Annotated in this window: 10 protein-coding genes; 3 read left to right on the top strand and 7 right to left on the bottom strand. The window is 60.5% G+C overall.

The genetic code is table 11. The features are described 5' to 3' along the window. Positions 1-111: 111 nt before the first annotated feature. From LVD08_RS24460 to LVD08_RS24445, 4 genes are all read right to left on the bottom strand, one after another. On the bottom strand, positions 112-1,065 hold the full coding sequence (locus tag LVD08_RS24460; protein ID WP_247269460.1) for a hypothetical protein: 954 nt from the start codon (positions 1,063-1,065) through the stop codon (positions 112-114). A gap of 17 nt (positions 1,066-1,082) precedes the next feature. Next, entirely contained in the window at positions 1,083-2,798 is a 1,716-nt protein-coding gene (locus tag LVD08_RS24455; protein ID WP_041070725.1) for a proline--tRNA ligase, read from the bottom strand. A 129-nt stretch (positions 2,799-2,927) separates the two neighbouring features. Then, positions 2,928-4,487, bottom strand: coding sequence for an AmpG family muropeptide MFS transporter (locus tag LVD08_RS24450; RefSeq protein WP_027614343.1), 1,560 nt, complete (start codon positions 4,485-4,487; stop codon positions 2,928-2,930). Between the two features lie 43 nt (positions 4,488-4,530). Continuing rightward, positions 4,531-4,884, bottom strand: a complete 354-nt coding sequence (locus tag LVD08_RS24445; protein WP_247269459.1) for an MGMT family protein — start codon at positions 4,882-4,884, stop codon at positions 4,531-4,533. A gap of 165 nt (positions 4,885-5,049) precedes the next feature. On the opposite strand from LVD08_RS24445, the gene LVD08_RS24440 reads away from it, so the two are divergent. Continuing rightward, a complete protein-coding gene (locus tag LVD08_RS24440) occupies positions 5,050-6,057 on the top strand; it encodes a DUF481 domain-containing protein (protein ID WP_027614345.1) in 1,008 nt (335 codons plus the stop codon). Between the two features lie 144 nt (positions 6,058-6,201). Here the strand turns inward: LVD08_RS24440 and LVD08_RS24435 are convergent, their stop codons facing one another. Next, positions 6,202-6,411, bottom strand: coding sequence for a cold-shock protein (locus LVD08_RS24435; protein WP_002554837.1), 210 nt, complete (start codon positions 6,409-6,411; stop codon positions 6,202-6,204). A 353-nt stretch (positions 6,412-6,764) separates the two neighbouring features. Between LVD08_RS24435 and dcd the strand changes: the two genes are divergently transcribed. Both dcd and LVD08_RS24425 read left to right on the top strand, forming a co-directional pair. Continuing rightward, on the top strand, positions 6,765-7,331 hold the full coding sequence (gene dcd / locus LVD08_RS24430) for a dCTP deaminase (protein ID WP_003222308.1): 567 nt from the start codon (positions 6,765-6,767) through the stop codon (positions 7,329-7,331). Positions 7,332-7,433: 102 nt separating this feature from the next. Next, positions 7,434-7,643, top strand: coding sequence for a hypothetical protein (locus LVD08_RS24425; protein ID WP_027614346.1), 210 nt, complete (start codon positions 7,434-7,436; stop codon positions 7,641-7,643). A gap of 46 nt (positions 7,644-7,689) precedes the next feature. On the opposite strand, the gene pdeM is transcribed toward LVD08_RS24425, so the two are convergent. Both pdeM and LVD08_RS24415 read right to left on the bottom strand, forming a co-directional pair. Beyond that, positions 7,690-8,346: a ligase-associated DNA damage response endonuclease PdeM gene (gene pdeM, locus LVD08_RS24420; protein ID WP_247269458.1), complete on the bottom strand. Its 657-nt coding sequence runs from the start codon at positions 8,344-8,346 to the stop codon at positions 7,690-7,692. Beyond that, on the bottom strand, positions 8,343-10,832 hold the full coding sequence (locus tag LVD08_RS24415) for a ligase-associated DNA damage response DEXH box helicase (protein WP_247269457.1): 2,490 nt from the start codon (positions 10,830-10,832) through the stop codon (positions 8,343-8,345). Before LVD08_RS24415 ends, pdeM begins: the two co-directional genes overlap by 4 nt. Between the last annotated feature and the right edge of the window lie 175 nt (positions 10,833-11,007).

Genomic DNA, 11,007 nt, shown 5'->3' with positions numbered 1-11,007 from the left:
GTGATTCCAAGGTCGCCTCCGCGAGCAGGCCCGCCCCCACATTTGACTGTATCCCCCCTGAAGGAACTCGATCAAATGTGGGAGCGGGCTTGCTCGCGAAGCTTTTCAGGCTTAATTCGGTCCAGGATCAGCGACCAGGCGCCCCGCATCCTTGGTCAGCGACTTGAGAAATTCCGCCTGCAACTCAGGATCGTTACGCGTCAGTTCGATCAGGCTTTGCTCCAGCTCGCTGGCTTCTTCTTCCAGACCCAGTTCCGACAGACGTTTGACCCGGTGTACCCACTGGCTCACTTCGTCGTCTTCCAGATCGTCGTAAATCAACCCGTGCGCTTCGAGCAACTTGCTGCGCAAATGGCTGCTGATCGCCAGGGATGAGTCGCTGTGCACGTCATCCTTGCCGTCTTCGACGCTGATCTGCAGCTTGCCGATACGGTTCAGGTCATTTTCGGCGAACGGACTGTCCAGCAGGTTCAGGCGTAGCACGCCGTTGCGGTCAGTGGTCATGTCGAAGGTCTGCTTGCCGGCCTTGACCTGCACCGGACGCTCGCTCCACGGCAGGCTCGAATACTCCGTGCGCTTGTCGCGCTGGACTTCATCGATACCGGCCAGGTTCTGTTGCGCACGACCGTGGGACTGCACGTTCATGAACGGGTTGACCCCGGCGATGCCGTAGTTCAGCCAGTCCTTGGTCACGCTGTCCGGCAGATTGCCTAGGGCGAAAACATTGACCACATTGGCGCCGATACCGGCGACCACGGCCACCGCGCCCAGCGGAATCTCGTAGATTTCGCGCCAGGGCTGATAAGGCGTGTAGCGATCGTAACGACGGGTGACTTCGAACTCGGTGACTTCGAAGGTCTTCTGTTCGTTGATCTTCACGCGTCGTTGCGGCAGCTCGAGCACCTTAGGCTCACCGACATCGATCTGCAGGCTGTGATCGAGCAATTTGCGCTCGACCCGCTCTTCGTGCTCGCTGCGCTGTGACATCTGATTGGCACAGCCGCTGACCAGCAGGGCGCCGCACAAGGCGGCACCACCGAGGCCCAAGGTGTTTCGCTTGAACATGAGGTCTCTATCTGGATTCAGCGGCGGATACGGGCCTGAAGGAAGGACAGCACATCGGCAACCGGCAGCGCTTGCGCTTCGGCTTCGGTGCGGCTCTTGTATTCCAGGTTGCCTTCGGCGAGGCCGCGGTCACTGACCACGATCCGGTGAGGAATGCCGATCAGCTCCATGTCCGCGAACTTGATGCCCGGGCTGGTTTTCTTGTCGCGATCGTCCAGCAACACTTCGAAACCGGCCGCCGTCAGTTCTGCGTACAGCTTGTCAGTGGCTTCGCGCACCTGCTCGGTTTCATAACGCAGCGGTACCAGAGCGATCTGGAACGGCGCCAGGGTGTCGCTCCAGATGATGCCTTTGTCGTCGTTGTTCTGCTCGATGGCGGCAGCGACCACGCGGGATACGCCGATACCGTAGCAACCCATTTCCAGGGTGACCGGCTTGCCGTTCTCGCCCAGTACTTCGCACTTCATTGCCTTGCTGTACTTGTTGCCCAACTGGAAGATGTGCCCGACTTCGATGCCGCGCTTGATTTCCAGGGTGCCTTTGCCGTCCGGGCTTGGGTCACCGGCGACGACGTTACGCAGGTCGGCAACGGTTGGAACCGGCAGATCGCGCTCCCAGTTCACGCCGAAGTAGTGCTTGTCGTCGATGTTCGCACCGATGCCGAAGTCGCTCATCAGTTCGACCGAGCGGTCGATGATGATCGGCAGCGGCAGGTTCAGCGGGCCGAGGGAACCGGCGCCGGCGCCAATGGCGTCACGCAGCTCGGCATCGGAAGCCATGACCAGCGGGCTGGCCACGCCTGGCTGGTTGGCAGCCTTGATTTCGTTCAGCTCGTGGTCGCCACGGATGATCAGGGCAATCAGCTTGCCTGGCTCTTCGGCGTGGACGATCAGGGTCTTGATGGTCTTTTCAATCGGCAGATTGAATTTTTCCACCAGCGCGGCAATGGTCTTGGTGTCTGGAGTGTCGACCAGGCGCAGCTCTTCGGCCGGCGCTGGACGCGAGGTTTCCCGTGGCACGGCTTCGGCTTTCTCGATGTTCGCCGCGTAGTCGGAACCGTTGCTGAAGACGATGTCGTCTTCGCCGGACTCGGCCAGTACGTGGAACTCGTGGGAGCCAGCGCCACCGATCGAGCCGTTGTCGGCTTCAACCGGACGGAATTTCAGGCCCAGACGGGTGAACACGTTGCAGTACGCCTGATGCATGCGGTCGTAGGTGACCTGCAGCGACGCCTGATCGGCGTGGAACGAGTAGGCGTCCTTCATGATGAATTCGCGGCCGCGCATCAAACCGAAGCGTGGGCGGATTTCGTCACGGAATTTGGTCTGGATCTGGTACAGGTTGATTGGCAGCTGTTTGTAGCTGCTCAACTCGTTGCGCATCAGATCGGTGATCACTTCTTCGTGGGTCGGGCCCGCGCAGAAGTCGCGACCGTGGCGGTCTTTGATGCGCAGCAGCTCAGGGCCGTATTCTTCCCAGCGCCCCGATTCCTGCCACAGCTCGGCCGGTTGGGTGCTCGGCATCAACACTTCAAGAGAGCCGGCAGCGTTCATTTCTTCGCGAACGATGGCTTCAACCTTGCGCATTACCCGCAAGCCCATCGGCAGCCAGGTGTACAGGCCCGAAGCGAGTTTGCGGATCATGCCGGCGCGCAGCATCAGCTGATGGCTGACGACGACCGCATCGGAAGGCGTTTCTTTCTGTGTGGCGAGCAAAAATTGACTGGTGCGCATGGTTGGCCGTTGTCGGTTGCTATGACTGGAAATGACGGAGCAGTGTACCGGCGAGATTTGCCGACGTACAGGATTGCGCTCGGCGGTGAGGCGCTACGGCGGGAATCCTCCCGCCGTAGCTGAAATGTCCTACGATTCTTCGACGACGGAGGTCGGTGCAGGCTCAGGCGTTGGCGTCGGGCCCGCGCGGCGGTTTTCCTGGAACCAGTGCAGGGCAATCAACAGCAGCGTCGGCACGCCGAGCAGCGCCGTGATCATGAAGAAGCTGTGGTAGCCGAACTTCTCGACCATTACCCCGGAATAGCCGCCCATCAGCCGCGGCAGCAACAGCATGATCGAACTGAGCAGGGCGTACTGGGTAGCCGAGAACTTGAGGTTGGTCAGGCTCGACAGATAGGCGACGAACGCCGAGGTCGCAAGCCCGGAACTGAAGTTGTCGAGCGAAATGGTGACCACCAGCATCTTCAGGTTCGGCCCCATATCGGCGAGCATCACGAACAGCAAGTTGGTCGCCGCCGACGCCGCGCCACCGATGAACAGGATCGGCAGGATGCCGAAGCGCACGATCAGCAGGCCGCCCATGCCGGCACCGACCAGGGTCATGATCAGGCCGAAGATCTTGCTGACGCTGGCGATCTGGTCCTTGGTGAAGCCCTGATCGATGTAGAACACGTTGGCCATCACGCCCATCACCGTGTCGGACATCCGGTAGGTGGCGATCAGTCCGAGCAGCAGCAACGCCTGCCAGCGGTAGCGCAGGATGAAGTCGTTGACCGGAGTCAACACTGGCGCCAGGCCGCGACGGCCCATGGTCGACAGGCACAGACCGGTGAGCAGGGTATAGAGGATCGCGCGCAGGAAGGCGCGGTCTTCGAGCAGCAGGTCGAGCGGACTCATCTGACCGAACAGTACGCTGGCGAAATCAGTGTTGTAGAGCTGGGTGAACATCGCCGGAACCGACACCAGCAACACGATCAGTACGAATACCGAGGCCAGTTGATGCGCGAAGCTGTAGCGGCCGGCCTGCAGCTGCGTGCGCAGTGGCACTGGCGGCTCGCGCATCAGCAGCGAAGTCAGCAGGGCAGGCACCATCAACACGCCGAACAGCGCGTAGGTGCCGGTCCAGGCCGAATGTTGATAGTTGAAGCCGGTGGAGCCGAAGCCTTCGGCGAAGAACAGTGCGCCCGCGGTGGCCAGCAGGGCGGCGACGCGATAGCCGGACATGTAACTGGCGGCCAGCGCGGCCTGGCGGCTGTCGTCGGCGATTTCCAGGCGATAGGCGTCTACCGCAATGTCCTGGGTGGCGGAAGCGAAAGCGACGATAACGGCAATGGCGATCAGCCAGGACAGGTGTTTCTGTGGATCACAGAAGCCCATGCCGATCAGGCCCAGAATCACCAGCGTCTGCGAGAGCACCAGCCACGAACGGCGGCGGCCCAGCTTGCCCAATAAAGGCAGGCGCCATTGGTCGAGCAGCGGTGACCAGACCCATTTGAAGGCGTACGCCAGACCGATCAGGCTGGCGTAGCCGATGGTTTCACGGGCAACGCCGGCCTCACGCAGCCAGACGGAAAGCGTCGAAAACACCAGCATGTACGGCAGGCCGGCAGCAAAACCGAGCAACAACAGCACGAGCGTCGAGGGACTGGCATAGGCGGCGAGCGCGGCGCGCCAGGTTTTACGGGGCATGGGCTGAAGTCTGCCTCAAGATTGCGAAAACAAAGCGCGCACTCTAACCGCTGTGCTCTACCGGACGCCAGCCATGGCGCTGAATATCCACACGATTGTTCAGGACGGTGACGCCTTCAGAACGCAATCGTGCCCGTTGTTCGTCCCCCGAAGGGCTGCCCGGCGGCAGGCTGATCCGACCGCCGGCACCCAATACCCGGTGCCACGGCAGTCTGGTATCGCCGGGTAATTGGCTCAGGGTCCGACCGACCCAGCGGGCGGCGCGCCCCAACCCTGCGAGTTCAGCCAACTGACCATAGCTGACCACCTTGCCCTCAGGCACTTGGGCAAGGGTGGAATAAAGCGCCGTGCGTCGGATTTGCGCTTCGCTTTCCTCGGGATGATTCGGCTCTTTCACCTGCGCGGTTCCTGAACAATAGTCGTATCGATGGGCTCAAGCGTAATCGCTCGTTGGTCAGATGAGAAATGAACTCAATGGAAATCGCTCGGTCAGTCCTTGTCAGGGTCTTATTCCTACGGATAATGCCGACCTTTTTCGCAAACTTGAGCCCTCGATCCGCTTATGTTGTCCAGAACCTTGCTGTGCCTTGCTGTTTTCAGTGCCTCCACGCCGCTGCTTGCCGATACCGTCTGGTTAAAGAACGGTGACAAGCTGAGCGGTAAGATCTCCGTTTTCGATGGCGGCAAATTGCTGATTCAGACCCAGTATGCGGGTGCGGTCAGCATCGACTGGAAAGAGGTCAAGACCCTGCAAAGCGATCAGGAACTGCTGGTCAAACAGGATGCCTACAACGGTGAAAAAGCCAAGTCGCTGACCGCTGCCGATGACGGCAAGGTCACCCTGGCCAACGGCGAGGCGCCGAAGACCGTCGAGCTGGCGAGCATTCAGCAGATTCTCAAACCCAAACCGGTGGTCGAGGATCTGGTATGGAAAGGCAATATTGGCCTGGCGATGGATTATCAACGGGCGGAAAAGGACACCGACGACTACGACATCGACTTCAAGACCACCGCGCGTCATGGCCGCTGGCGGCACACCGCCGAGGGCGAATACAACCGCGAAGTGCAGGACGAGCAGGTCACCACCAATAACTGGCGCGCCGAATACGCACTTGACCGCTTCCTCACCGACAAATGGTTCTGGCAGGGGCGCCTGAACTACAAGCGCGACTACGTTGAAGAGCTGTCGCGTCAGCGTGTGGTCGGTACCGGTCCGGGTTACCAGTTCTGGGACGACGAGCTGGGCGCGTTCTCGCTCGGTTCGCTGCTCAACCGCACCGATTACGAGTACAGCGATGGCGGCAAGGACAACTTCTATTCGGTCGCCATGAAGTGGGATTACAACCGTTACCTGATCGGCAAAAAAGTCGAGTTCTTCACCAATGGCGAACTGGGCAAGCCGCTGTCTGACGTAGCCAACTATGCGCTCGATGCCGAGATGGGCTTGCGCTACAAGGTCACCGACTGGGCGTCGCTCAACCTCAAGGCCGAACGCGACATCATCAGTGGTACCAAGGATGCGGATTTGAACAAGACCCGCTACACCGCAGGGTTTGGCGTGGCCTGGTAAGGCACAAACGAAAGATCGCAGCCTGCGGCAGCTCCTATAGGAGGGCTGTCACGGACTGCGATCTTTTTTGTGGTCGTTAAAAACACACGCCCACAAAAAAGCCCCGCTTTTGAGGGCGGGGCTCTTTTCTAAAGAAGCTACAAGTTAGATAACTTGTACTTCTTCAGCTTGCATGCCTTTCTGACCGCGGGTAGCGATGAAAGAAACCTGTTGGCCTTCTTTCAGGCTTTTGAAGCCGTCGGATTGGATAGCTTTGAAGTGAACGAACAGGTCGTCACCGGATTGTGGAGTGATGAAGCCGAAGCCTTTTTCATCGTTGAACCACTTAACGGTACCGGTTTGGCGATTAGACATGGTGTAACTCCTTGAACAAAGATAACTGCGACTCAGGAAGAACCCTGGCCGAGACTGAGTGCAAAGAGCAGGAAAAATTCTTGTAGATGGTTGGATCGAAATTCAACATATCGTGTAGAGATTCTCAGTGACACAAGCAACACAGTGGCGCCACCTTAACCCTTTTTCCGGAACGTGCCAATGTTTCTTGCGAAGGTTTCTCTGTTTTAGGGATCGACGGTGTGACGGTTCGTCGCCAGAGCCTGTATTTCCAGCGTGTTCGGCGAGAATTGCAGCGCGGACTTTGAACCCGGCGGCGCGCCCGGTAAGATGCCGGACAGATTTTTTCCACCTCGCTATTCAGGACACCCGCCATGAGCATCAAATCGGACAAGTGGATTCGCCGCATGGCGCAGGAACACGGCATGATCGAGCCTTTCGTCGAGCGCCAGGTGCGCGGCAGCGACGACAGCCGTGTGATCTCCTACGGTGTTTCGAGCTACGGCTACGATGTGCGCTGCACCAACCATTTCAAGGTGTTCACCAACATCAATTCGGCGATCGTCGATCCGAAGAACTTCGACGCCGGCAGCTTCGTCGACATTCACAGCGACGTCTGCATCATTCCGCCGAACTCTTTCGCCCTGGCCAGCACCGTTGAATACTTCCGCATTCCGCGCAATGTATTGACCATCTGCCTGGGTAAAAGCACCTACGCGCGCTGCGGCATCATCGTCAACGTCACCCCGCTCGAGCCTGAGTGGGAAGGCCACGTGACCCTGGAATTCTCCAACACCACCAACCTGCCGGCGAAAATCTACGCCAACGAGGGCGTGGCGCAGATGCTGTTCCTCGAATCCGACGAGCAATGCGAAGTTTCGTACAAGGATCGCGGCGGCAAATATCAGGGCCAGCGTGGCGTGACCCTGCCGCGTACCTGATCCATCCGGCAGTTCGCGGGAATTCTTTGGCGGGCAGACACTCTATGGGGTGTACTGCCCGTTTTTGCTTCTGGCAAAGCGGGCCTTCGCCGAGGAGGTTGCATGAAGATCGATCCGCATATCACCGCCCAACTGGCAAGGCTTGAGCCCAATCAGGTTGGCGTTTTGGCCTGGTCATTGTTGGCACACCCGGCTTTCCATATGGCAGGCGGCATTCCCGGTCAGCCTGATCCCGACACCCCTAACGAACAACCGACCGAACCCGGCGAGCCGACGCTGCCGGACGAGCCGCCACCCGCGCCAGTGGCCTGAGTCGCTACTCCATGAATGGCCAGTCAGCTGAGGTTTGCCCAAGACCTCAACTGACGGGCCATATTTCGTTGTCGCCGATGACGAAAATCCTGCACTGAGCGTCTTTCTCGACTTGATAACCCCCGGTAAAGGCACCAAAGGCCGGCAGCAGGCTCAATCGCTCACCCAGTCGAAAACATGCCAGCCGCAAACGCTGCCGCCCCTTGCCGTTGAGCCGATAGACCGGATGCACATGCCCGGCCAGCACATGCCGTTCGGGATGCGGGTCGGGTTCGTGTTGCAGGGCAAACGGCCCGAGCAGCATCGGTTCCGGAACCACCCGGATATTCAGCGCCGTCGGTGGATCCCCGGCACGTTTGTCGTGGTTGCCGCGAATCAGCGTCATCGGCAGATCGGCATGACGTGCGCGCCATTCGGCCAAGGCATTCAGCGTACCCGTCGCATGCGAACCGGGGCCGTGCAGAAAGTCACCAAGGAAAATCAGCTGCCTACAGGGCAGTCTGGCCAGCAAGCGGTCGAGCACTTCGATATTCGCCGTCGTGGTGCCTTGTGGTACCGGCTGGCCGAGGCTGCGATAGGCCGCAGCCTTGCCGAAATGCACATCGGCGATCAGCAGTGCTTGCTGCGCCGGCCAGTACAGAGCCTTTTCCGGCAGCAGCCAGAGCTCCTCACCAGCCAGGCGCACTGGATACGCTGCACTCATGAGGCTTGACCCTTGTCGGCGGATTTCTCCAGATCGCCGACCATGCGCCGGATGCGGTCAGCGAGTTTTTCCGAACTCATGCTTTCGCGCATGCGCTCCACCAGCAACGGAAAGCCTAGCGGTGTAGGACGTTTGATCAGGTGCATGTCCAGTTTCATCCGGTTGATCCGCTCCAATGTCTGTTCCAGACGACGAATATCCAATTCTTCGCGCAGGACTTCTTCCCCGGCCTGGGCCAGCAGCAGATTGTCGGCGTCGTATTGCTTGAACACCTCGAAGAACAATCCGCTGGAGGCCTGTACCTGTCGGGTGCTTTTCGGCGCGCCGGGATAGCCGGCGAACACCAGCCCGGCGATCCGCGCGATCTCGCGAAAGCGCCGCAGCGCCAGCTCTCCGGCATTGAGGCTGGCCAGCACGTCGCGCAGCAGATGCTCGGGGCTGAGCAGCGCCGTATCGAATTGCTCGAACCAATCGACCGGCGTGGCGCTGAGCAACTCCAGCCCGTAATCATTCACCGCAATCGAGAACGTCAGCGGCTGGCGCTGACTCACGCGCCACGCCAACAGGCTGGCGAGCCCCAGATGCACCTGGCGCCCGGCAAACGGATAAAGGAAAAGGTGCCAGCCTTCACGGGATTTCAGCGCTTCGGCCAACAGACAGTCGGAGGTGGGCAGACCCGACCAGCGTGCCTGGGTTTGCAGCAACGGTTGCAGCGCCTGCATTTCCGGGCCGACGAACTCACCGCGCGCTGCCGCCGTGAAGCGGCTGACCACAGCGGCGGCCAATTCGTTGGAAAGCGGCATCCGCCCGCCATTCCAGCGCGGCACGGCGGCTTTTTTCGCGGTGCTGCGTTTGACGTACGCGGTCATGTTCTCCACCCGCACCAACTCCAGCAGGCGCCCGGCAAAGAGAAAGCCGTCGCCCGGTTTCAGCCGCGCGATAAAGCCTTCCTCGACACTGCCTAACTGCTTGCCACCGCCACCCTTGCTCCAGAATTTCAGATTAATGCTCGCGTCGCTGACGATGGTGCCGATGCTCATGCGATGACGGCGCGCCAATCGCGCATCGGGCACGCGCCAGACACCGTGTTCATCCGGTTCGACCCGGCGGTAATCCGGATAGGCCGTCAGAGAAAGCCCGCCATGACGTACGAAAGCCAGCGCCCAGGCCCAATCTGCCAGTGTCAGATCACGATAAGCCCAGGCACCACGCACTTCTTCGTACAGCTCTTCGGGAATAAAGCCACCGCCCAGCGCCATGCTGACCAGATGCTGCACCAGCACATCCAGCGGTTTGTGCGGCGACAGACGCGGTTCGATGAGTCGTTGCGCCACGGCATCGCCTGCGGCGGCGGCTTCGATCAGTTCCAGGCTGTGGGTCGGCACCAGCGTCACTCGCGAGGTGCGCCCCGGCGCGTGACCGGAGCGCCCGGCGCGTTGCATCAGTCGCGCTACGCCTTTGGCCGAGCCGATCTGCAGGACCCGTTCCACCGGTAAAAAGTCCACGCCAAGATCCAGGCTCGAGGTGCAGACCACGGCTTTCAGCTTGCCGTCCTTCAACGCTTGCTCGACCCAGTCGCGGGTCTCGCGGGACAGCGAGCTGTGGTGCAACGCGATCAGCCCGGCCCAGTCCGGCCGCGCTTCGAGCAATGCCTGATACCAGATTTCCGACTGCGCCCGGGTGTTGGTGAAGACCAGACTGCTGGCGCAGGCGTCCAGTTCGGCAACAACCTGCGGCAGCATCTTCAGACCGATGTGCCCGGCCCATGGAAAACGCTCGATGGCCGGTGGGATCAAGGTGTCGACATTGAGTGATTTTTCGCTCTGGCCTTGCACGCTGATGCCGCCGCCCTGTGGGATCAGCACCTGTTCGGCGTGGGCTTGATTGCCGAGGGTGGCGGACACGCCCCAGACGATCAGCTCGGGTTGCCAATGGCGCAGACGGGCGAGGGCCAGTTGCAGTTGTACGCCGCGTTTGTTGCCGAGCAGTTCGTGCCATTCATCGACAACGATCATCCGCAGGCTCGACAACGCAGTCCTGGCGTCGGCACGGGCGAGCAGCAGGGTCAGGCTTTCCGGGGTGGTGATCAGCGTGGTCGGCAGGCGCCGGCCCTGACGCGCACGTTCGGCGCTGCTGGTGTCGCCGGTGCGCAGACCGATGCTCCACGGAATCTGCAAATCGCTGACCGGCGCTTGCAAGGCGCGCGCGGTGTCGGCGGCGAGGGCGCGCATCGGCGTGATCCACAGCACGGTCAGTGGTTCGGCTGGTGCTTTGCGTTTTTTGCTGTCTGCAACGCTGGGTTTGATGCGGGCGAAGCGGTTGAGCGCGGCGAACCACACCGCATAGGTTTTACCGGCGCCGGTGCTGGCATGGAGCAACCCCGACTGACCTTGTTTGACGGCGACCCACACCTGCTTTTGAAAGGCGAACGGCCTCCAGTTGCGTGCGCTGAACCAGAGTTTTGCGAAGTCGGTGGAGGTGGGCATACCGGCGGCGTGCGCTCTGAGGGTGTTCCTTCAGTGACCGCGCCGTTGCGGGACAAGTTTAATTTTGTGCGAGCACACACACCTATGGGAGCGGGATTTGACGCGGAAGGGGGGGGGCGGGTAAGACAAAGTTTTGTTTGAAAACGCCTTTGCGGGCAAGGCCCCCCCCCCCCGG

Source organism: Pseudomonas sp. YL2, from assembly GCF_023063025.1.
Lineage (GTDB): Bacteria > Pseudomonadota > Gammaproteobacteria > Pseudomonadales > Pseudomonadaceae > Aquipseudomonas > Aquipseudomonas putida_A.
This window is presented reverse-complemented; position numbering and strand designations above follow the sequence as displayed.

Excerpts from the sequence above, each read along its gene's own strand:
- LVD08_RS24460 (WP_247269460.1), bottom strand. The coding sequence starts at position 1,065 with ATGTTCAAGCGAAACACCTTGGGCCTCGGTGGTGCCGCCTTGTGCGGC.
- LVD08_RS24455 (WP_041070725.1), bottom strand. The coding sequence starts at position 2,798 with ATGCGCACCAGTCAATTTTTGCTCGCCACACAGAAAGAAACGCCTTCC.
- LVD08_RS24450 (WP_027614343.1), bottom strand. The coding sequence starts at position 4,487 with ATGCCCCGTAAAACCTGGCGCGCCGCGCTCGCCGCCTATGCCAGTCCC.
- LVD08_RS24440 (WP_027614345.1), top strand. The coding sequence starts at position 5,050 with ATGTTGTCCAGAACCTTGCTGTGCCTTGCTGTTTTCAGTGCCTCCACG.
- LVD08_RS24435 (WP_002554837.1), bottom strand. The coding sequence starts at position 6,411 with ATGTCTAATCGCCAAACCGGTACCGTTAAGTGGTTCAACGATGAAAAA.
- dcd (WP_003222308.1), top strand. The coding sequence starts at position 6,765 with ATGAGCATCAAATCGGACAAGTGGATTCGCCGCATGGCGCAGGAACAC.
- LVD08_RS24425 (WP_027614346.1), top strand. The coding sequence starts at position 7,434 with ATGAAGATCGATCCGCATATCACCGCCCAACTGGCAAGGCTTGAGCCC.
- pdeM (WP_247269458.1), bottom strand. The coding sequence starts at position 8,346 with ATGAGTGCAGCGTATCCAGTGCGCCTGGCTGGTGAGGAGCTCTGGCTG.
- LVD08_RS24415 (WP_247269457.1), bottom strand. The coding sequence starts at position 10,832 with ATGCCCACCTCCACCGACTTCGCAAAACTCTGGTTCAGCGCACGCAAC.